Raw genomic sequence first — 19,706 nt, forward strand, 5'->3', positions numbered from 1 at the left:
CGCGCGCTCAGGGACGGTCGAAGGCGTCCATCGTCGTCTTCACGACCACGGCGTAGGCGACGTGCGGCACGAGGTCGCTGAGCCAGGAGCTCGCCGACCACGTGCGCGGATCGGTGATGCCGAGGACGGTCATCGGCCCGTTGGCGGCCACCAGCACCCCGGCGCTGATCAGCGCGGTGCCGACGGCCGGCTGGGACCGGAAGCCCGCCGCACGGGCCAGGCCGACCACGATGCCGGTCCCCACACCGGCGGCGAGCCCGGTCAGGGGGCCGAGCCCGGAGACCCGGTTCTGCCGGGTCTCCTCGTCGCCCGGGATCTGCACGTGCGCCTTGTCGGCCAGCTTCTCCACGGTCTGCTCCGGCGTCGAGCTGCTGCCCCGCCCGCGCGCCACCATGTCGAGGTAGGTGACGGCGTTGAGCGCGGTCGTCCCCGCCGCGCCGGCGGCCGCCCCGCGCAGCACCCAGCCCAGCGTGCTGATCCCGCGCCTGCCCTTGCCGATCGTCCCGAACGGGGTCTGCTTCGCCATGCCGACCGCCGTACCCGGGTCGCCTGGCGGGCGAAACGACCGTCAGCGCCAGCTGAGCCGGCTCCGCGTCGACCAGTACTCCGCCGGGTCCTCGGGCTGCACCCAGTCGCCCGCCTGGTCCGCCACCGGGTCCAGGGAACGGGCCGCCGCGTTGCTCGCCAGCTGCGCCACGGTCACCGCGCCGGACAGCACGACGTCGCACCACGGCTGGGCAAGCGCCGCCGCCAGCGCGAGGGCGTCCACCCCGACCCCGCGCTCGCGGGCCGCGGCGGCCAGCGGGGAGTCCGGCGCGGTGCCCCGGTCGGTCAGCCGGCCGTTGGCCACGCCCTCCTTGACGACGACCCGGGCCCCGGTGGCCGACGCCTCGGCCAGCGCCGGCCCGGCCGAGGGCTCCAGCAGGTTCCAGGTCGACTGCACGGTGGTGAACAGCGGCGCGCCGTCGACGGTCAGCTCCAGCCCGCGCCGGACGGCGTCGGCCTGGGCGGCCCCGGAGGTGGAGAAGCCGAGCTCGACGCCGTCGGCGCGCAGCCGGGCCAGCCGGTGCTGCAGCGGCCGGTCGGTCCACAGCGGGCTGTCGGCGGTCAGCGAGTGCACCTGGTAGAGCCGCAGCCACGGGCCGAGCAGCGCCGTCGTCTCGGCCAGCTGGCGCTCGAAGGCGGCGGTCGTGTGCTCCTTCACCTCGTGCACGGTGGCGTCCGGCCGCCAGTCGGCGGTGTAGCGGTAGCCCCACTTGCTCGCCACGAACGGGACGGCCTCGGCGGTGCGCAGCCACGAGGCGAGGAACTCCTCGGCGCGGCCGTAGGACCGGGCGGTGTCCACGTACTCCACGCCCAGGGCGGTCGCGGCGGTGAGCAGCTCGTGGGTGCGCGCCTCGAGGACGGCGGGGGCGCGGTCGGCGGGCAGGTCGGCGTCCCGCCCGAGGGTGAGGTACGCGGGCCGGCCGACGGCGGCCAGGCCGAGACCCAGCTGGGAGGGGGAGTCGTGGGGCACGGGCCCATCCCAGCACCCGGACGGCGGCCGGGGCATCCTGACCGGGTGGACGACGTCGACCGGGTGCTCGAGCAGACCATCGGCGCGCTGCTGGACCAGCGCCGTCCCGAGGCCTCGATCTGCCCGTCGGAGGCGGCCCGGGCCGTCGACCCGGAGGGCTGGCGGGACCTGATGCCCGCCGCCCGCGCAGCGGCCGGACGGCTGGCCGGAGCGGGCGCGGTCGAGGTCACCCAGTCCGGTGAGGTGGTCGACGTCGGCACCGCGCGCGGGCCGGTGCGGGTCCGCCGGCCCCGCTGAGACCGCTGTCCGGGCGTGTCCAGGTCGGGCTCCAGGGGGTCCGCGCCGGATCAGCCCTGGTGGTCGGCGCGGTGGGCCTCCCAGGGCGGCTCGGGGTCGAAGCCGCCGCCCCGGTGGGTCCACCAGCCGGTGGGGTGCGGCTCCCGGGTGGCCAGGGACTCGTCCCAGTGCACCAGCATCAGCCGGGCGGCGGACTCCACCGCGCTGACACCGGGGCCCCAGAGCACCTCGGCGTCCGCGGTGGAGACGACCACCCCCGCCGGGTCGATCCAGAGCCGGTGGTTCCGGCCGGCGACCTCGACGACCACCTCGTCCCGCCCCGGTCCCCGGGAGACGCCGGTGCCCTCGCCCGCCAGCGCGCGGACGAACAGGTCGACGACCTCCCGGCTCACCGCGTGCTCAGTCCAGGTCGGCGACCGGCAGGGACCCGGCGGCGCGTTCCAGCAGCGGGGTCATCCGGTGGTCGACGAACCGGCGCAGCGCCAGGTTGGTGTCCGTGCGCTGGACGCCGGGGATGGCCAAGACCTGCTCGGTGATCCGCCACAGGTCGTCGGCGTCGACCGCGACCACCTGGACCAGCAGGTCGGCGACCCCGGAGAGCCCGATGACCTCCAGCACCTCCGGGATCGAGGCCAGCGCCTCGCCGACGTCGGCGAGGCTGCGCTGCACGACCTGCACGGTGACGTAGGCGCCGAGCCGGTAGCCCAGCGCCTCGGGCCGCACCCGCCGTTCGAAGGGGTCCAGGGCGCCGCTGGACTCCAGCCGGCCCAGCCGCGCCTGCACGGTGTTGCGGGCCAGCCCGAGCTGCTGGGAGAGCGCGAGGACGGTGGCCCGCGGGTCCTCGGACAGGGCGAGCAGGAGCCGTGCGTCGGTGGCGTCCAGGGCTGGCACGTTGCTCAGTCTGACAGGCGAGCACCGGCGAGCGGTGGCCTTTCTGCGCAACGGCGTCGGAGGTGGTTGCGCAGATCGGTCGGTGAGTGATCTTCTCCACACGCGGCCCGGCGTGCCACCATGTGTGAGTGGCGCCACACCCCCGGCGCCGCGTGGACGTCCAGCGACGGGCGCTCCGGTGACCCCGGGCTCCGCCAGACGGCGAGGAGAGTGGCGTGACTGCGTTGCAGCAGGGGACCACCGAGGTGGTCGACCCCGTACCGGGCGCCGGCGCGCCACACCTGCCCGATCAGCCGGACCTGGTCCAGCTGCTCACCCCCGAGGGCGAGCGGGTCGAGCACCCCGACTACCGCCTGGACATCTCGGACGACGAGCTGCGCGGCCTGTACCGCGACCTCGCCCTCGTCCGCCGGTGGGACGCCGAGGCGACCGCCCTGCAGCGCCAGGGTGAGCTCGGCATCTGGGCCTCGCTGCTCGGCCAGGAGGCGGCCCAGGTGGGCGCCGGTCGGGCCCTCGTCGACGGCGACATGGCCTTCCCCACCTACCGGGAGCACGGCGTCGCCTGGACCCGGGGCGTCGACCCGCTGCACGTGATGAGCCTGTTCCGCGGGGTCGACCAGGGCGGCTGGGACCCGGTCGCCCGCAGCTTCAACCTCTACACCGTGGTCATCGGCGCGCAGACCCTGCACGCCACCGGCTATGCGATGGGCCTGCAGCGCGACGGCGCGGAGAACGCCGCGCTGGCCTTCCTCGGCGACGGCGCGACCAGCCAGGGCGAGGTCAACGAGGCGATGATCTGGGCCTCGACCTTCGCCGCACCTGTCGTCTTCTTCTGTCAGAACAACCAGTACGCGATCAGCGTGCCGATCGAGCGGCAGTCCCGAGTGCCGCTCTACCAGCGGGCCGCCGGGTTCGGCTTCCCCGGCGTGCGGGTCGACGGCAACGACGTCCTGGCCGTGCTCGCCGTGACCCGGGCGGCGCTGGCCGCGGCCCGGGAGGGCTCCGGCCCCACCTTCATCGAGGCGTTCACCTACCGGATGGGCGCGCACACCACCTCCGACGACCCGACCCGCTACCGCCTGGCCGGCGAGCTGGAGGAGTGGAAGCTGCGCGACCCGATCGCCCGGCTCAAGGCGCACCTGTCCCGCACCGGCATCGCCGGTCCCGAGTTCTTCACCGCGGTCGACGCCGAGGGCGACGAGCTCGCCGCCCGGATCCGGAAGGGCACCGTGGAGATGCCCGACCCGGCGGGCACGGAGATGTTCGACCACGTCTTCGCCGAGCAGACCCCGGAGCTGGCGCAGCAGCGCGAGGAGTTCGTGGCCTACCACGCCTCCTTCGAGGGGGAGCAGTGACCGAGACGCTGACCATCGGCAAGGCGCTCAACCGCGGCCTGCGCAAGGCCATGGAGGACGACGGCAAGGTCGTGCTCATGGGCGAGGACATCGGCAAGCTGGGCGGGGTCTTCCGGATCACCGACGGCCTGCAGAAGGACTTCGGCGAGGCCCGCGTCGTCGACACCCCGCTGGCCGAGGCCGGCATCCTCGGCACCGCGGTCGGCCTGGCGATGCGCGGCTACCGGCCGGTGTGCGAGATCCAGTTCGACGGGTTCGTCTTCCCCGCCTACAACCAGATCGTCACCCAGGTCGCCAAGATCCACGCCCGCTCCCGGGGCAAGCTGCCGATGCCGATCGTCATCCGGATCCCCTTCGGCGGCGGCATCGGCGCGGTCGAGCACCACAGCGAGAGCCCCGAGGCCTACTTCGCGCACACCGCCGGCCTGAAGGTCGTCGCGGTGAGCACCCCGGCCGACGCGTACTGGGGCATCCAGCAGGCGATCGCCGCCCCCGACCCGGTCGTCTTCCTCGAGCCCAAGCGGCGGTACTGGGAGAAGGGCGAGGTCGACACCGACGGCACCCCGGACCCGCTGTTCGGCTCCCGGGTGGTCCGCGGGGGGGACGACGTCACGGTGCTCGCCTACGGGCCGATGGTGAAGACGGCGCTGCAGGCCGCCGACGCCGCCGCCGAGGAGGGCCGCTCGCTGGAGGTCGTCGACCTGCGCACCCTCTCCCCGCTGGACCTGGACCCGGTCTACGAGTCGGTCCGCCGCACCGGCCGCTGCGTGGTCGTGCACGAGGCGCCGGTGACCCTCGGCCTGGGCGCGGAGATCGCCGCCCGGGTGACCGAGCACTGCTTCCACTCGCTGGAGGCGCCGGTGCTGCGCGTGGGCGGGTACGACACCCCGTACCCGCCGTCGAAGATGGAAGAGGACTACCTCCCCGACCTCGACCGCGTGCTGGACGCCGTCGACCGATCGATGGGCTTCTGATGGCCGAGCTGCGCCAGTTCAAGCTCCCCGACGTCGGGGAGGGGCTGACCGAGGGCGAGATCCTGTCCTGGCTGGTCGCCGTGGGCGACTCGGTCACCGTCAACCAGCCGCTGTGCGAGGTCGAGACGGCGAAGGCCGCCGTCGAGCTGCCCAGCCCGTTCGCCGGCACGGTGACCGAACTGCTGTTCGACGCCGGGACGACGGTCGACGTGGGCGCACCGATCATCACGATCGACGTCGGCGGCGGGTCCGACGCCGCCCCGGCGGAGGACGCACCGACCGGCTCAGGCCTGATCGGGGAGACCAACGCCAACGGCCGGACGGCGGTGCTGGTCGGCTACGGCCCGCGCAGCACGGAGGCGAAGCGCCGTCCCCGCCGGGGGCAGCCGGTCGCGGCCGCGCAGGTGACCGCACCACAGGTCCTCCCCGAGGCCGACCACTCCCCGGCGCACACGCCGTTGCTGGCCACCGCCCCGGACGCGAGGGTCAAGCCGGTCCGGCACGGTGGGCTGGAGGCCGCCCGGGCGGCCGAGGCGGCGGCGGCTCGCCGGCCCGCCGACCCCGCGGCGTCGGCGTCGTCCGCGACCGCCGGACGCGGTGCCCTGCGCCCGCTGGCCAAGCCGCCGGTGCGCAAGTACGCCAAGGAGCTCGGCATCGACCTGACCACGGTCCGGGGCACCGGGGAGGGCGGGGTGATCACCCGCGCCGACGTCGACGCCGCGCTGGCCCCGCCGGCCGAGCCCCAGGGCGCCGCAGCCGGGGACACCCGGATCCCGATCAAGGGGGTGCGCAAGCACACCGCCGCGGCGATGGTGGCCAGCGCGTTCACCGCGCCGCACGTCACCGAGTTCCTCACCGTCGACGTCACCCGCACGATGAAGCTGCGCGAACGACTGGCCACCCGGCCGGAGCTGGCCGGGGTGAAGGTCAGCCCGCTGCTGTTCGTGGCCAAGGCGCTGCTGCTGGCGGCGGAGCGGCACCCGATGGTCAACAGCTCCTGGGACGAGGCCGCCCAGGAGATCGTCGTCCACGGCGCGGTGAACCTGGGGATCGCGGCCGCCACCCCGCGGGGCCTGATCGTGCCGAACGTCAAGGACGCCGGCCGGCTGTCGCTGGCGGAGCTGGCCGGCGCGCTCACCGAGCTCACCGAGACCGCGCGGGCGGGGAAGACCCAGCCGCAGGACATGACCGGCGGCACGATCACGATCACCAACGTCGGCGTCTTCGGCGTCGACACCGGCACGCCGATCCTCAACCCCGGCGAGTCGGCGATCCTGGCCTTCGGCGCCGTCCGGGCGATGCCCTGGGTGCACAAGGGCAAGGTGGTGCCGCGGCAGGTCACCACGCTGGCGCTGTCGTTCGACCACCGCATCGTCGACGGCGAGCTGGGCTCCCGCTTCCTGGCCGACGTGGGGGCGCTGCTGCACGATCCCGGCACCGCGCTCGCGTTCTGACCGTGCGCACCCAGCTCGGGCCCCTGCTGTCCTTCGCGGCCGGCTCCCGGGTCCCCGCGGGCTTCGGCTACCTGGGGGACGACGGGGAGGTGCGCGCCGACAAGCCGGTGGAGACCTGGATCAGCGCCCGGATGACGCACGTCTTCGGCCTCGGCGCGCTCCTCGGTGAGCCGGGCGCCGAGGGGCTCGCCGCCCATGGCGTGGCCGCACTACAAGAGGGCCCGTTGCGCGACGCCGAGCACGGCGGCTGGCGCTCCGCGGTGGGCGCCGGCGCCGACGACGACGGGAAGGCCGCCTACGTGCACGCCTTCGTGATGCTGGCCGGGTCGACCGCCACCGTGGCCGGCATCGCCGGCGGCCGGGACCTGCTGGAGGAGGCGCTGGGGGTCTGGGAGCAGCGCTTCTGGGACGAGGACGAGGGCCTGGCCGCCGAGTCGTTCGACCGCACCTGGGCCACCAGCGAGCCCTACCGCGGCGCGAACGCCAACATGCACGGGGTCGAGGCCACCCTCGCGGCGGCCGACGCCCTGGCGCCCACCGACCCCGGCACGGCGGCCCGGCTGCGCACCCACGCCCTGCGGGCGACCGAGCGGATCGTGCACGGGTGGGCCCGGGCGCGGGACTGGCGGCTGCCCGAGCACTTCACCGCGTCCTGGGAGCCGCTGCCGGAGTTCAACCGGGACCGCCCGGCCGATCCCTTCCGCCCGTACGGGGTCACCGTCGGGCACCAGTTCGAGTGGGCCCGGCTGAGCCTGCACCTGGCCGCGGCGCTGGGCGAGCAGGCCCCCGGCTGGCTGCACGCCGACGCCGATGGGCTGTTCCTGGCCGCCGCCGAGCGGGGCTGGGCGGCCGACGGCCACGAGGGCTTCCCGTACACGCTCGACTGGGACGACCGGCCGGTGGTCGGCGCCCGGATGCACTGGGTGCTCAGCGAGGCGGTCGCCGCCGCGGCCGTGCGCCACGCCGTGCACGGCGATCCGCGCACGTCGTCGCTGCGGCACCGGTGGGAGGAGCTGGGCGACCGGCTGTTCCTGGACCCGGCGGTGGGCAGCTGGCACCACGAGCTGACCCCCGAGGGCGCGGTGGCCAGCGGCACCTGGGCGGGCAAACCGGATGCGTACCACCTGGCGCAGATGCTGCTGCTGCCCGGGCGGCCGGTGCGCGGCAGCGTGGCCGCCGCCGTCCTGGCCTCGCGCTGACCCGTCGCCCGGCGTCGAGATCGGGCGGAGGGCTGCCTGGACGGGCGGGAGGCAGCCCTCAGCCCGTGCTGATCACCGGCGTCAGGGAGTGTCGGGTCACTCCGGGTGTATCTGCTGCGCGCAACCGGGTAGGGGCTGCTGGACGGACGAGATCCCTGAGCAGAGGAGGCTCCCCATGGCGAACGTGGAGAAGTCGATCGACGTGGACGTGCCGATCCGGCAGGTCTATGACCAGTGGACGCAGTTCGAGTCGTTCCCGAAGTTCATGAACGGCGTCGAGCGCATCACCCAGCTCGACGACCGGCACACCCACTGGGTCACCAAGATCGGTGGGGTCGAGCGCGAGTTCGACGCCGAGATCACCGAGCAGCACCCCGACGAGCGGGTGGCCTGGAAGAGCACCGACGGCGAGACCAAGCACGCCGGCGTCGTCACCTTCCACAAGATCAGTGACAACACGACGCGGGTCATGGTCCAGCTGGACTGGGAGCCGCAGGGCGTGGTGGAGAAGGTGGGCGCCGCCGTCGGCGTCGACGACCGGCAGATCAGCGCCGACGTGAAGAAGTTCAAGGAGTTCATCGAGAGCCGTGGCACCGAGACCGGTGCCTGGCGCGGTGACGTCCCCCGCGAGGGCTGACGGAACACCCCGTTCCCCGCATCCCTCGCAGGCTCGGGCCGAGCCTCTGAACGGGGCCGCCGACGGCGCCCGCCTCCTCACCTCGAGGAGGCGGGCGTCGTCGCGTGTGCGGCCGGATCCGATGTGCAGTGCACGACCGGATGGGGCATGGGTCGGGTCATGACCACGACGACCCCGCTGCGCGCACTTGCGCTGACCTGCAGCCTCAAGCCCTCGCCCGCCCCCTCCAGCACCGACCTGATGGCCCGCCAGGTGCTCGACGCCCTGGCCGGGCACGGCGTCGAGGGGGAGCTGCTCCGTGTGGTCGACCACGACGTCAAGCCCGGCGTCGAGGTCGACATGGGCGACGGGGACGCCTGGCCGGCGATCCGGGAGAAGATCCTGGCCGCCGACGTCCTGCTGCTGGCCACCCCGACCTGGGTCGGGCACATGAGCAGCGTGGCCCAGCGCGTGGTCGAGCGGCTGGACGCCGAGATCTCCGAGACCGACGACCAGGGGCGTCCGCTGGTGTTCGGGAAGGTCGGCATCGTCGCCGTCGTGGGCAACGAGGACGGCGCGCACAAGATCAGCGCGGACCTGTTCCAGGCGCTGGACGACGTCGGCTTCACCGTCCCGGCGCAGGGCGCCACGTACTGGAACGGCGAGGCGATGCACGGCACCGACTACCAGGACCTGGACGAGACCCCGGAGGCGACCGGGACGACGACGGCCACCGTGGCCCGCAACGCCGCGCACCTGGCCCGGCTGCTGAAGGACTCGCCCTTCCCGCCTGCCTCCTGAGCCGGCTGCACCAGAGACGACGACAGCGCCCGTCCCCAGCCGGGGACGGGCGCTGTCGTCGTGCTGGACCCCGTGCGGGGCCGGCGGCTACTCCGCGTCGAGGTCGCTGGCCACCATGTCGGCGATGCGGCCGAGCACCGCCTCGTCGTCGCTGTCGACGACGACCTCGGTGCCCTGCTTGGCGCCGAGCGTCATGATCATCAGCGGCGAGCCGGCATCGACCGGGTTCCCACCGGGGGTCGCCAGCGTGACCGGCACCCCCGACTTGGAGACGGCCTCGGCGATCAGGGCCGCCGGACGGGCGTGCAGTCCGACGGCGGAGCCGACGGTCACGGTCTTGGAGGGCATCGGTGCCTGCTTTCTGAGGTCGGCGTGCTGGTGGTCAGTGTGCCGGTCGGGAGACGGCCGGGCGCGCCGGGGAGGTGCCCGCGCCGGAGTCCCCGTCCAGGTCGTTGGTGAGGTCGCTGGCCAGCGGCTCGCCCCGCTTGGTCCCGCCGACGCTCTTGGCGAGGGTGACGGCGAGGCCGCCGACGACCGCGCCGACGAGCACGGCGAGGAAGAACAACGCCCAGTTGCTCATCGCGAACCAGACGAAGAACCCGCCGTGCGGAGCCTGCAGCTCCAGGCCGAGGCCGGCGACGATCGCACCGGTGGTCGCGCCACCGAGCATCATCGACGGGATGACCCGCAGCGGGTCGACCGCGGCGAACGGGATGGCGCCCTCGGAGATGAACGAGGCGCCGAGCAGCCAGGCCGCCTTGCCGTTGTCCCGCTCGGCCGGGGTGTACAGCTTCGGCCGGAGGACGGTGCTGGACAGCGCCATCGCCAGCGGGGGCACCATGCCGGCCGCCATGACGGTGGCCATGATGACCAGCTGCTGCTGGCCGCCCTCACCGGCGATGGCCGCGGTCAGCCCGGTGGTGGCGAAGACGTAGGCGGCCTTGTTGACCGGTCCACCCAGGTCGAAGCACATCATCAGGCCGAGGATGATCCCGAGCACGATGCTCGCGGCGCCGGTCAGCCCGTTGAGGAAGTTCCCGAGCCCCTCGAGGGCGGCGGCCAGCGGCTGCCCCAGCACGACCACCATCAGCCCGCTGGAGATGAACGTGGCCAGCAGCGGGATGATCACGACCGGCTGCAGGCCGCGGGCGAAGGCCGGCAGCTTCCAGCGGCTGATCCACAGTGCGGCGAAGCCGGCGATGATGCCGCCCACCAGGCCGCCGAGGAAGCCGGCGCCGACGGTGAGCGAGACCGCGCCCACGACGAAGCCGGGCACGATGCCGGGCCGGTCGGCGATCGCGTAGGCGATGTACCCGGCCAGGGCGGGGACCAGGAACCCGAAGGCGGCCTGGCCGAGCACGGTGCACAGCGCACCGAGGTAGCCCCAGAACCCGTCGTTGAGGCCCTCGAGTGGTTCTGCGGTCGGCAGGTTGAGGAAGTTGTTGTTCAGCGCCCAGTTCAGCGCGTAGCTCTGCACGCCGTCGCCGGCCGGGTCGACGTTGACGATCTGGTAGCCGCCGAAGAGGAAGCCCAGCGCGATCAGCAGGCCACCTGCGGCGACGAACGGGATCATGTAGCTCACACCGGTGAGCAGCCAGCGGCGGATCTCCGACCCGGTGCTGGGCCGGTCACCGCTCGCCGCGGGCGCCGCTCCGGACCCGGCGGTGCCGGGCACGCGGCGGCCGTTCGGGTCGTCGGCGGCGGCCAGCGCCTCGCGGATCATCACCTCGGGCTCGTTCATCGCCCGCTTCGTCCCGGACTGCACCAGCGGCTTGCCGGCGAAGCGCTCCCGGTCCTTGACCCCGACGTCGACGGCGAAGATGACGGCGGCGGCCTGGCTGATCACCGACGGGTCCAGCGGGGTCGAGCCCGAGGAGCCCTGGGTCTCCACGTGCAGCTCGACGCCCATCTCCTTCGCCGCGGCGGTGAGCTTGTCGGCGGCCATGTAGGTGTGCGCGATGCCGGTGGGGCAGGCGCTGACCGCGACGATGCTGCGGGTGCCCGCCGGGGCGGCTTCCGCGGCCGGCGCGGGCCCTGCAGCCGGGGCGGGTGCTGACGCGGCGGCCGTGGTGGCGCCACCGGTGGTCTGCGGGGCCGGCGCCTCCGGCGGGGAGACGACGTCCTGCACCAGGCCGACGACCTCCTCGGCGCTGCCGGCCGCGCGCAGCGAGGCCACGAACTCCGGGCGGACGAGAGCCCGGGCCAGCGCGGTGAGCAGCGTCAGGTGGTCGGCGTCGCCGTGCTCGGGTGCCGCGATGAGGAAGGCGAGGTCGGCCGGGCCGTCGGGCGCGCCGAAGTCGACCTTCGGGTCCAGCCGGGCGAAGGCCAGCGACGCCTGGGTCACTGCGGCGGAGCGGCAGTGCGGGATCGCGATGCCACCGGGCAGCCCGGTGGCGGCCTTCGCCTCCCGGGCCATCGCATCGGCGTGCAGGTCGTCGGCGCCGGTGGCCCGGCCACTGGCCGCGACCAGGCCGGCCAGCTGCCGGACGACCGATCCCTTGTCGTGACCGAGGTCGGCGTCGAGCGCCACCAGCTCGGTCGTGATGAGTGCGGACATGGTGCGTCTCCCGGGTGTTCTCAGCGGGCGCCGGCGGCCGGGGCGGCCTCGGCGGGAGTCGGGGTGCCGGGCAGTCCGGCGGTGACGGTGACCCCGGCGGGGTCCACCTGTGCGGGCGTCGGCACGGCGGAGCCGGGCAGTGCGGCGCTGGCGGCGCCGTAGGCCACGGCCGACCGCAGCCGGTCGGCCGGTCCGGCACCGGCGAGATGGGCCAGGACGTACCCGGCGAGACTGCAGTCGCCGGCGCCGACCGTGCTGCGGACGGTGACCCGCGGCGGTCGGGCCGACCAGAGCTCCCCGTCGGCGGTGGAGAGCAGTGCCCCGTCGGCGCCGAGGGTCAGCAACACCTCGGCCACGCCCCGCCGGTGCAGGGCGGTGACCGCGGCCAGCGCGGCCTCGGGGTCGCTGGTCACCGCCTCCTCGGGCAGGCCGGCCAGCTGGGCCAGCTCCTCGGTGTTGGGCTTGAGCAGGTCGGGGACCGAATCCGGCCCGGCGGCCAGCAGCGCCAGGAGCGGTTCCTCGGAGGTGTCGACGGCGATGCGGGCGCCCGTGCTGCGGAGCGCGCGGACCAGGGTGGCGTACCAGTCGCGGGGTGCCCCCGGGGGCAGCGAGCCCGAGAGCACGACCCAGCTGGCGGTGCCGGCGTGGTCGAGCAGGGCGCGCTGCAGCGCCTCGAGCGTCGGCTCGTCCAGCCGGGCGCCGGGCTCGTTGAGCTTGGTGGTCGTCCCGTCGGGCTCGGTGAGGGTGTAGTTCGTCCGCACCGGGCTGTCGATGGGCACGCTCGCCAGCGACAGGCCGAGCTCCCGCAGAGACCGCACGATCAGGTCGTCGTCCGCGGCCGGGAGCACCGAGACGACCTCGACCCCCGCTGCCGCCACCGCCCGGGAGACGTTGACCCCCTTGCCGCCCGGTTCGGTGTGGCTGGCGCCCAGCCGGGTCACCGCCCCGCGGTCGAGCGGGCCGGGCAGGTCCAGCGTCCGGTCCAGGCTCGGGTTGGCGGTCAGCGTGACCACCCGCCCAGCCGGTGCGGAGTCCGTCCTCATGCGACGAGCACCTCGATCCCCTGTGACTCGAGCTCGGCGACGACGGCCGGGTCGGCCTCGTCATCGGTGACCAGGACGTCGACGTCCTCGATGGCCGCGAAGCGCACCAGGTGCTCGCGGCCGAGCTTGCTGCTGTCGCCGAGCACCACGACCCGCTGCCCGGCGCGGGCCATCGCGCGCTTGACGGTGGCCTCGGCGTCGTCGGGGGTGGAGAAGCCGTACCCCGCGCTGATCCCGTTGGTGCCCAGGAAGACGATGTCGGCCCGCAGGTCGGTGAGCGCGGCGACGGTGGACTCGCCGACCGCGGACTGCGTGATCCCCCGGACCCGCCCGCCGAGCACGTGCAGGGTGATGCCCGGGGAGCCGGAGAGCCGGGCGGCGATCGGCACCGAGTTGGTGGCGGCGACCAGCGAGCGGTCGCCGGGCAGCAGCTCGGCCAGGGCTGCCGTCGAGCTGCCGCCGTCCAGGATGAGACTGCCGTTGGCGGGCGGCAGGAGAGCGAGCGCCGCGGTGGCGATCCGGCGCTTGGCCTCGGTGCGGGTGCCGCGGCGCACCCCGAGCGCGGGCTCCACCGCGGTCAGCGTCCCGATCGGCACCGCCCCGCCGTGCACCCGGCGCAACATCCCGGCGCGCTCGAGGAGGGCCAGGTCGCGGCGGACCGTCTCCGTGGTCACCCCGAAGTGCTCGGCGACGGCGGTCACCGCGACCCGTCCGCGCTGGGTGACCAGACCGGCGATCGCCTGCTGACGCTCCTCTGCGTACACGCTCACCCCCGGCTGGTGCTCCGGTGCCACGAGCGATCGATGCCCGATCGTGTGGCTATGCCGTTGCTTTCATGTTGTTCTACGTGGGATCAGTTGACAAGTCAAGGCTCCGCGGTGACTCTGGTCACCGGATGCACCATTGTCGTTGCGTCGCCACCCAGTCATCTACGACGGAGCTCGCCGGCGGTAGGCACCCCGCCCGGCGCGAGCAGACAGTGAGGTCCCGATGTCCACCACGCCGACCGGAACCCGGATCTCCCCGGACGCCCTGACGGGGCCGACCGTCTTCACCGGGACTCCGGTGGTCCCCGGCGTGGCCGCCGGCCCGGTCGTGCGTCCGGTCGGGTCCGTCCAGCTGCCGCCCGCGGAGGGTCCGGTCGTCCCGGAGCAGCAGCGCGCGGCTGAGAAGGAACGGTTCACCACGGCGGCCGATGCGGTGGCCGCGCGGCTGGCCACCCGGGCTGCGGCGGCGACCGGGGTGAGCGCCGAGGTGCTGAACACCACGGCCCAGCTGGCCCGCGACCGGGGGCTGCTCTCGGCCGTGGAGCAGCGCATCGGCGACGGCTCCTCCGCCGAGGCCGCCACGGTGGGCGCCGCAGCCCAGTTCGTCGACCTGTTCGTCAGCCTGGGCGGCGTGATGGCCGAGCGGGCCACCGACGTCCGCGACGTCCGGGACCGGATCGTCGCCGAGCTGACCGGCCAGGGGGAGCCGGGGGTGCCCGCGCCGGAGACGCCGTCGGTGCTGCTGGCCGACGACCTCGCCCCGGCCGACACCGCCGGCCTGGACCCCGCCCGGATCATCGCACTGGCGACCCGGCTGGGCGGCGCCACCAGCCACACCGCGATCATCGCCCGCCAGCTCGGCCTGCCGTGCGTGGTGGGCGTCGGCGGGCTCTCCGACGTCCCCGAGGGGTCGTTCGTGCTCGTCGACGGGGAGCAGGGCACCGTCACCGTCGACCCCGACCCGGAGGAGGCCCGCACCCGGGTCGCCGCCGCCCAGGAGGCCGCTGCGGCCCTCGCCGGGTACCGGGGCCCGGGTACGACCCGCGACGGTCACCTCGTCCAGGTGCTGGCCAACGTGCAGGACGGCGCCGGGGCGCGGGCCGCGGCGGCGGCACACGCCGAGGGGGTCGGCCTGCTCCGCACCGAGCTCGCCTTCTTCGGCCGCACCGAGGAGCCGACGGTCGAGGAGCAGGCGGAGATCTACGCGGGCGTCTTCGAGGCCTTCCCCGGCGGCAAGGTGGTGCTCCGCACGCTGGACGCCGGCTCGGACAAGCCGCTGCCGTTCGCCACCCCGCCGGACGAGGCCAACCCGGCCCTCGGCGTCCGCGGGCTGCGCACTGCCCGCCGCGACCCCGGCCTGCTCACCCACCAGCTGGACGCGGTCGCCCAGGCGGCGAGCCGTACCGGTGCCGAGCCGTGGGTGATGGCCCCGATGGTGGCCACCGTGGCCGAGGCGGCGGAGTTCGCCGCCCAGGTGCGGGAGCGGGGCATGGTGCCGGGCGTCATGGTGGAGGTGCCCTCGGTCGCCGTGCTCGCCGACCGGTTCCTGGAGCACCTGGACTTCCTGTCGATCGGCACCAACGACCTGTCGCAGTACACGCTCGCCGCCGACCGGCTCTCCGCCGACCTGGCCGACCTGACCGACCCGTGGCAGCCCGCGCTGCTCGCGCTGGTGCAGGCGACCGCGGCTGCCGGTCAGCGCACCGGGAAGCCCGTGGGGGTCTGCGGCGAGGCGGCCGCCGACCCGATGCTGGCGTGCGTGCTGGTGGGCATGGGGATCACCTCCCTGTCCTGTGCCGCCTCGTCGGTGGCCGGGGTGGGTGCGCGGCTGGCGACGGTGGACCTGGCGACGTGTCAGCGGGCAGCCGAGGCCGCCCTCGCCGCGGCCGACCCGCAGTCCGCGCGCGCTGCGGTGCGTGAGGTGCTCGCCGCCGGCTGATCAGAGTCCAGCTCAGCGCCCCGTCGGTCCGCAACGGACCGGCGGGGCGCTGTCGTCTCCAGGTGAGGACGCTCACCCAGCAGAGGTGACCGACTGCACTCCGTTGGTGCTGGACAAGTGGCGTTCGGGTGAAGGATCTATGGCCGACACCTCCTTCGAGTGAGTATTTCGTCGGAACCTCCAGTGACACGGCCTTAGATCCGTTGGAATAGACGTCGCCTTGCCTGGTTTAATACAGGCGTAACACCCACTCAGGACCCCCGGAAGAAGGCAGTGACATGAGCAGCGTGACCTCCAGCTGGCGTCAGCGTCGGCAGGCGTCGCGTACGCGGCGGGCAGTGGATGCCGCCGTCGCCCGCACCAGCAGCCCCGCCATGCGGGACGAGCTGCTGACCCTGGCCAACAGCAGCCAGTTCAACAACGTCCTGCGCTGATCACCCCCCGCTCTCGACGACGAGGGCGGACGCAGGCACGCACCGTGACCCCGGACTCCCATGGGAGCCGGGGTCCTCTGCTGTGCGGGGCCCTCAGTCGCGGAGGCGGGACCGCAGGGCTGCCTGCTCCTCGGCGCCGAAGCCGTGCTGCTCCAGCCAGCCGACCGGGCCGCCCCAGCGCTCGTCGAGCACCTCCAGCACCCGGCGCATCGACTCCGCCCGCGGGGTGTGGCTGGCCACGTCGCGCCGGATCATGTCCTCGGCGTAGGTGGGGCTGTTGGCGAGCTTGGCGACGAGGGCGTCGATGACCTCGGCGGTCTGCGCGTAGTCGGCGACGATCGCCTCCGGCGTCACCCCGGCCACCGCGAGCGCCAGCGCGCAGACCACACCGGTCCGGTCCTTGCCCGCGGCGCAGTGCACCACCGCCGCGCCGGGGCCGCCGGCGGCCAGTGACCGGACCGCGGCCAGCACGTTGTCCGTGCCGTCGGACAGGTAGCCGAGGTAGGACCGGACGGCGGGCGGCTCGCCCTCGTCCCCGGGCGCGACCTGGCGGGGGAGCAGCGACTCCGCCCAGTCGGCCGGCAGCTGCGCCCGGATCTCCTCGTCGCTCTCCTCGGCGGCGAAGACGTCGGTGCGCATCCCCCGCTCGGGCAGCAGGGTGAAGTGCCGGTGGCCGACCGTCTCCACGTCGCGCAGCGGGCTGCGCCCCTCCAGCAGGATCTCGGCGGTGGTCCGCAGGTCGACGACCTCGGTCAGCCCCACCTCCTCGACCAGCGCGGCGACGTCGGCCGGGCTGAGGGTCTGCAGGTTGTCGCTGCGCAGGACCCGACCGAACTGCGTCGTCCCACCGTCGGTGGTCGGCAGCCCGCCCAGGTCACGGGTGTTCGTCGTCCCGTCCAGGTGCAGCCAGCGGTCGGTGCGGGTGGCAGTCACGCCCTCGACCGTACGACGTCAGCCGCGCGCCAGCAGCTCCCGGCACACCGCGAGCAGCCGTGCGCGCAGCACCGCGCCGCGGTCGGCGAAGGCGCGCTGGGCGGCGCCGTACTCGGCCTTGCCCTCCGGCGTCTCGACCGCCACGGGGGCGTACCCGTGGCTCGTGAGGTCGTACGGGGAGGCGCGCATGTCGAGCTCGCGGACGTCGGCGGCCAGCGCGAAGCAGTCGGCCAGCAGCTCACCCGGCACCGCGGGGCTGAGCTTGTAGGCCCACTTGTAGAGGTCCATCGTGGCGTGCAGGCAGCCCGGCTGCTCCAGCTGCTGCTGGGTCTCCCGGGTCGGCGTGAGGGTGTTCCGCGGGGCGCCGGCCCGGGTGAAGAACCGGAACGCGTCGATGTGGCTGCACTGCACGCGATGGGACTCGACGACGGCGTCCGTGCCGGCCTGCCCGAGCCGCAGTGGCAGGGGGTGGCGGACCTCGCCGTCCTCGGGGCGGTAGAGCATCGCCCACTCGTGCATCCCGAAGCAGCCGAACTGCCCGGGGCGGCCGGCCGTCCCGCGCAGCAGGCCCTCGACCCAGCCGACGGACGCCCGCCGCTTGGCCAGGAACGCCGGCACGTCGAGCCCGACCCCGCGCACGTGGTCCCCGGCGGCGTCCTGGACGTCGACCGCCGCGTGGAACGGCCAGCCCAGCCGCTCGGCGGCGGCCGCGCCGGTCAGCACGACGCCGACCCCGGAGTGCCACCGGCGCAACCGGCCCGGCGTCTCGGAGTAGTAGGTGAAGAGGAAGTCCAGCACCGGGTGCGCGACCCCGGCCCGGCGGCGCTCCTGGTGCGGCAGCAGCCAGGTCTCCATCCGCTGCTGGTGGGCTGCAGCCCGGGCCGTCCACGCCGCCTCGGGCAGCACCGTCGGCGCGGGGGCGAGCAGCGGGAGCACCCGCCCAGGGTAGGCGCGCACCGCGGACCCATGACACGTGTCACCGCCCACCCGTGCACCGGCGGGGAGAAGTCGTGCACGCCGGCACCTGTGCCCGCAGTCCTCTGGCGGCAACGTGGGGGATGCGTCCGACAGACCGGCCCGACGGCGGCCGGCGGCGCACCGAGGAGGTCGACCGTGCACCCCAGCGCCCCGCCCGTGCTCCCACCCCCGACCGTCGAGGCCGCTCCGGCCATCGAGGTCCAGGACCTGCGGCGCAGCTACGGCGACTTCGAGGCCGTGCGCGGCGTCTCCTTCGAGGTCCGCCCGGGCGAGGTGCTCGCCCTCCTCGGGGTCAACGGCGCCGGCAAGACCTCCGCCCTGGAGGTGCTGGAGGGGCTCGCCCCCGCCGGCAGCGGCACCGTCCGGGTGCTGGGCATGGACCCGGTCGCGGAGCGGGCCCGGGTCCGCCCGCACCTGGGCGTGCTGCTGCAGGCCAGCGGCCTGCCCGGCGACCTCACCGTCGCCGAGACCCTGCGCACGTGGGCCGGCACGCTGACCGCACCCCGGCCGGTCGAGGAGGCGCTGACGCAGGTCGGGCTCGCCGGCCGCGCCGACGTCCGGGTGCGCAGCCTCTCCGGCGGCGAGCGACGGCGCCTGGACCTGGCGCTGGCGCTGCTCGGCCGGCCCAGCGTCGTCGTCCTGGACGAGCCGACCACGGGGCTGGACCCGGAGTCCCGCCGCCAGGTGTGGGAGCTGGTCCAGGGTCTGGTGGCCGACGGCGCCGCGGTGCTGCTGACCACCCACCACCTGGAGGAGGCCGAGGAGCTCGCCGACCGCGTCGCCATCATGCGGGGCGGTCAGATCGTCCTGTCCGGCACCCAGGCCGAGATCGCCGAGACCCAGCCGGCCACCATCCGTTTCGGCCTCGACGACGACGCCCCGCGCCCGCCGGTCCCCGCCGGCGTGCAGGTGGTCACGGACGGGCGGCGGGTGGAGTGGCACACCCGCGCGTTGCAGCCCGTGCTCGCCGGGCTGCTCGCCTGGGCGGCCGAGCACGGGGTCGTGCTGCGGACCCTGCTGGCCCGCGCCGGCTCCCTGGAGCAGGCCTTCCTCGCCGTCGCCGACGGCACCGACCCGCACGTCACCCCGGAGGAGAACCGATGACCGCCGTGACCCCCGATCGCAGGACCCTCGACCGCACCACGAGCGGACCCTCCCGGCTCTCCCGGGTGTGGTCCCTGGCCTCGGCCGAGACCAGGATGCTGGGCCGCAACCGGACCGCACTGGTGAACTCCGTCGTCCTGCCGCTGCTCTTCGTCGCGGCCGTCCCGGCGCTGGGCATGGACGAGGGCGAGCTGCCCTTCGGCGCCCGGCTGCTGGTGACCGCCGTCGGCATCAGCCTGGTGATGCTGACCTACTACAACCTGGTGACCACCTACGTGGCCCGCCGGGAGGACCTGGTGCTGCAGCGGATGCGCACCGGGGAGCTGACCGACGTCGAGGTGCTGGCCGGCACGGCAGCGCCGACCGTGTTCATCACCTTCGGCCAGGTGGTGGTCATCGCCGCGGGGGTGGTCCTGCTCGGTGGGTGGTCGGCCCCGGCCGACGTCGTCCTGCCGCTGGTCGCCCTGCTCGCGGGGACGCTGCTGATGGTCATGCTGGCCGCGGCGAGCACCAGCTTCACCCGGACGCCGGAGTCCGCGCAGATCACCACGTTGCCGATCATCGTGGTGTCCACCGGGCTCTCCGGGATCTTCTACCCGCTCTCCGTGCTGCCCGAGACGCTGGGCGAGATCGCCCGGTTCCTGCCGCTCACCCCGGTCGTCGAGCTGCTGCAGCTGGGCCTGGCCGGCCAGACCTGGCAGGGCGACGTCGTCGACGGCAGCGTCTGGCCGCACGCGGGCGTCCCGCTGGCGGTGCTCGCCGGCTGGCTGGTCATCGGCGCGGTCGCTGCCCGGCGCGGGTTCCGGTGGGCTCCCCGCCGGTGAGGCGGCACGCCCGGGACGGCCGGT

At 74.6% G+C, this 19,706-nt stretch carries 21 protein-coding genes; 11 read left to right on the forward strand and 10 right to left on the reverse strand.

The features are described 5' to 3' along the window. Positions 1–7: 7 nt before the first annotated feature. Together O2V61_RS11850 and O2V61_RS11855 are read right to left on the reverse strand one after the other, a co-directional pair. Positions 8–526: a hypothetical protein gene (locus tag O2V61_RS11850; protein ID WP_269183514.1), complete on the reverse strand. Its 519-nt coding sequence runs from the start codon at positions 524–526 to the stop codon at positions 8–10. A gap of 42 nt (positions 527–568) precedes the next feature. Continuing rightward, complete coding sequence (locus O2V61_RS11855; RefSeq protein WP_269183515.1) at positions 569–1,516, reverse strand: aldo/keto reductase; 948 nt, start codon at positions 1,514–1,516, stop codon at positions 569–571. A 45-nt stretch (positions 1,517–1,561) separates the two neighbouring features. Here O2V61_RS11855 and O2V61_RS11860 point away from each other — a divergent pair, with 45 nt between their 5' ends. Continuing rightward, positions 1,562–1,813 carry a DUF3253 domain-containing protein gene (locus tag O2V61_RS11860; protein ID WP_269183516.1) on the forward strand — a complete coding sequence of 84 codons (252 nt, stop codon included), beginning with the start codon at positions 1,562–1,564 and terminating at the stop codon, positions 1,811–1,813. A 50-nt stretch (positions 1,814–1,863) separates the two neighbouring features. Here the strand turns inward: O2V61_RS11860 and O2V61_RS11865 are convergent, their stop codons facing one another. Both O2V61_RS11865 and O2V61_RS11870 read right to left on the reverse strand, forming a co-directional pair. Then, positions 1,864–2,205: a hypothetical protein gene (locus O2V61_RS11865; protein ID WP_269183517.1), complete on the reverse strand. Its 342-nt coding sequence runs from the start codon at positions 2,203–2,205 to the stop codon at positions 1,864–1,866. A gap of 7 nt (positions 2,206–2,212) precedes the next feature. Beyond that, the gene (locus tag O2V61_RS11870; RefSeq protein WP_269183518.1) at positions 2,213–2,704 is read right to left on the reverse strand and encodes an Lrp/AsnC family transcriptional regulator; all 492 of its coding nucleotides are present in this window, start codon (positions 2,702–2,704) and stop codon (positions 2,213–2,215) included. 215 nt (positions 2,705–2,919) lie between these two features. Here O2V61_RS11870 and pdhA point away from each other — a divergent pair, with 215 nt between their 5' ends. The 6 genes from pdhA to O2V61_RS11900 all read left to right on the forward strand — a co-directional run bounded on the left by pdhA (position 2,920) and on the right by O2V61_RS11900 (position 9,103). After that, positions 2,920–4,059 carry a pyruvate dehydrogenase (acetyl-transferring) E1 component subunit alpha gene (gene pdhA / locus O2V61_RS11875; RefSeq protein WP_269183519.1) on the forward strand — a complete coding sequence of 380 codons (1,140 nt, stop codon included), beginning with the start codon at positions 2,920–2,922 and terminating at the stop codon, positions 4,057–4,059. Continuing rightward, the gene (locus O2V61_RS11880; RefSeq protein WP_269183520.1) at positions 4,056–5,033 is read left to right on the forward strand and encodes an alpha-ketoacid dehydrogenase subunit beta; all 978 of its coding nucleotides are present in this window, start codon (positions 4,056–4,058) and stop codon (positions 5,031–5,033) included. The genes pdhA and O2V61_RS11880 overlap by 4 nt, the downstream gene beginning before the upstream one ends. Next, on the forward strand, positions 5,033–6,487 hold the full coding sequence (locus O2V61_RS11885) for a dihydrolipoamide acetyltransferase family protein (protein WP_269183521.1): 1,455 nt from the start codon (positions 5,033–5,035) through the stop codon (positions 6,485–6,487). Before O2V61_RS11880 ends, O2V61_RS11885 begins: the two co-directional genes overlap by 1 nt. Positions 6,488–6,489: 2 nt before the next feature. Then, positions 6,490–7,686 (forward strand): AGE family epimerase/isomerase, encoded by a 1,197-nt coding sequence (locus O2V61_RS11890; RefSeq protein ID WP_269183522.1) that lies wholly within the window; start codon positions 6,490–6,492, stop codon positions 7,684–7,686. 175 nt (positions 7,687–7,861) lie between these two features. Beyond that, on the forward strand, positions 7,862–8,323 hold the full coding sequence (locus tag O2V61_RS11895) for an SRPBCC family protein (RefSeq protein ID WP_269183523.1): 462 nt from the start codon (positions 7,862–7,864) through the stop codon (positions 8,321–8,323). Between the two features lie 159 nt (positions 8,324–8,482). Beyond that, positions 8,483–9,103, forward strand: a complete 621-nt coding sequence (locus O2V61_RS11900) for a flavodoxin family protein (protein ID WP_269183524.1) — start codon at positions 8,483–8,485, stop codon at positions 9,101–9,103. A gap of 87 nt (positions 9,104–9,190) precedes the next feature. On the opposite strand, the gene O2V61_RS11905 is transcribed toward O2V61_RS11900, so the two are convergent. From O2V61_RS11905 to O2V61_RS11920, 4 genes are read right to left on the reverse strand one after another with little or no spacing between them, the layout of a single operon-like run. Further along, complete coding sequence (locus O2V61_RS11905; RefSeq protein ID WP_269183525.1) at positions 9,191–9,451, reverse strand: HPr family phosphocarrier protein; 261 nt, start codon at positions 9,449–9,451, stop codon at positions 9,191–9,193. Between the two features lie 34 nt (positions 9,452–9,485). Continuing rightward, entirely contained in the window at positions 9,486–11,660 is a 2,175-nt protein-coding gene (locus O2V61_RS11910) for a PTS fructose transporter subunit IIABC (protein WP_269183526.1), read from the reverse strand. Between the two features lie 20 nt (positions 11,661–11,680). Then, entirely contained in the window at positions 11,681–12,703 is a 1,023-nt protein-coding gene (locus O2V61_RS11915; RefSeq protein WP_269183527.1) for a 1-phosphofructokinase family hexose kinase, read from the reverse strand. Continuing rightward, positions 12,700–13,473 carry a DeoR/GlpR family DNA-binding transcription regulator gene (locus O2V61_RS11920; protein WP_269183528.1) on the reverse strand — a complete coding sequence of 258 codons (774 nt, stop codon included), beginning with the start codon at positions 13,471–13,473 and terminating at the stop codon, positions 12,700–12,702. The genes O2V61_RS11915 and O2V61_RS11920 overlap by 4 nt, the downstream gene beginning before the upstream one ends. A 220-nt stretch (positions 13,474–13,693) precedes the next feature. On the opposite strand from O2V61_RS11920, the gene O2V61_RS11925 reads away from it, so the two are divergent. Together O2V61_RS11925 and O2V61_RS11930 are read left to right on the forward strand one after the other, a co-directional pair. Next, entirely contained in the window at positions 13,694–15,409 is a 1,716-nt protein-coding gene (locus O2V61_RS11925) for a phosphoenolpyruvate--protein phosphotransferase (protein ID WP_269183529.1), read from the forward strand. Between the two features lie 278 nt (positions 15,410–15,687). After that, positions 15,688–15,843 (forward strand): hypothetical protein, encoded by a 156-nt coding sequence (locus O2V61_RS11930; RefSeq protein WP_156119173.1) that lies wholly within the window; start codon positions 15,688–15,690, stop codon positions 15,841–15,843. 93 nt (positions 15,844–15,936) lie between these two features. Here the strand turns inward: O2V61_RS11930 and O2V61_RS11935 are convergent, their stop codons facing one another. Further along, entirely contained in the window at positions 15,937–16,776 is an 840-nt protein-coding gene (locus O2V61_RS11935; protein WP_269183530.1) for a tyrosine-protein phosphatase, read from the reverse strand. A gap of 18 nt (positions 16,777–16,794) precedes the next feature. Continuing rightward, the gene (locus tag O2V61_RS11940) at positions 16,795–17,712 is read right to left on the reverse strand and encodes a 3-methyladenine DNA glycosylase (RefSeq protein WP_269183531.1); all 918 of its coding nucleotides are present in this window, start codon (positions 17,710–17,712) and stop codon (positions 16,795–16,797) included. 177 nt (positions 17,713–17,889) lie between these two features. Here O2V61_RS11940 and O2V61_RS11945 point away from each other — a divergent pair, with 177 nt between their 5' ends. Further along, positions 17,890–18,858, forward strand: a complete 969-nt coding sequence (locus O2V61_RS11945; RefSeq protein WP_269183532.1) for an ABC transporter ATP-binding protein — start codon at positions 17,890–17,892, stop codon at positions 18,856–18,858. Continuing rightward, complete coding sequence (locus O2V61_RS11950; RefSeq protein ID WP_269183533.1) at positions 18,855–19,682, forward strand: ABC transporter permease; 828 nt, start codon at positions 18,855–18,857, stop codon at positions 19,680–19,682. Before O2V61_RS11945 ends, O2V61_RS11950 begins: the two co-directional genes overlap by 4 nt. The last annotated feature ends 24 nt before the right edge of the window (positions 19,683–19,706 follow it).

This window comes from Modestobacter sp. VKM Ac-2985 (assembly GCF_026967925.1).
In the GTDB taxonomy this organism is placed as follows: Bacteria; Actinomycetota; Actinomycetes; order Mycobacteriales; family Geodermatophilaceae; genus Modestobacter.

What these genes read in the sequence shown, in the direction of transcription:
- O2V61_RS11850 (WP_269183514.1), bottom strand. Translation starts at nt 526, where the DNA reads ATGGCGAAGCAGACCCCGTTCGGGACGATCGGCAAGGGCAGGCGCGGG.
- O2V61_RS11885 (WP_269183521.1), top strand. Translation starts at nt 5,033, where the DNA reads ATGGCCGAGCTGCGCCAGTTCAAGCTCCCCGACGTCGGGGAGGGGCTG.
- O2V61_RS11895 (WP_269183523.1), top strand. Translation starts at nt 7,862, where the DNA reads ATGGCGAACGTGGAGAAGTCGATCGACGTGGACGTGCCGATCCGGCAG.
- O2V61_RS11900 (WP_269183524.1), top strand. Translation starts at nt 8,483, where the DNA reads ATGACCACGACGACCCCGCTGCGCGCACTTGCGCTGACCTGCAGCCTC.
- O2V61_RS11905 (WP_269183525.1), bottom strand. Translation starts at nt 9,451, where the DNA reads ATGCCCTCCAAGACCGTGACCGTCGGCTCCGCCGTCGGACTGCACGCC.
- O2V61_RS11910 (WP_269183526.1), bottom strand. Translation starts at nt 11,660, where the DNA reads ATGTCCGCACTCATCACGACCGAGCTGGTGGCGCTCGACGCCGACCTC.
- O2V61_RS11915 (WP_269183527.1), bottom strand. Translation starts at nt 12,703, where the DNA reads ATGAGGACGGACTCCGCACCGGCTGGGCGGGTGGTCACGCTGACCGCC.
- O2V61_RS11925 (WP_269183529.1), top strand. Translation starts at nt 13,694, where the DNA reads ATGTCCACCACGCCGACCGGAACCCGGATCTCCCCGGACGCCCTGACG.
- O2V61_RS11930 (WP_156119173.1), top strand. Translation starts at nt 15,688, where the DNA reads ATGAGCAGCGTGACCTCCAGCTGGCGTCAGCGTCGGCAGGCGTCGCGT.
- O2V61_RS11950 (WP_269183533.1), top strand. Translation starts at nt 18,855, where the DNA reads ATGACCGCCGTGACCCCCGATCGCAGGACCCTCGACCGCACCACGAGC.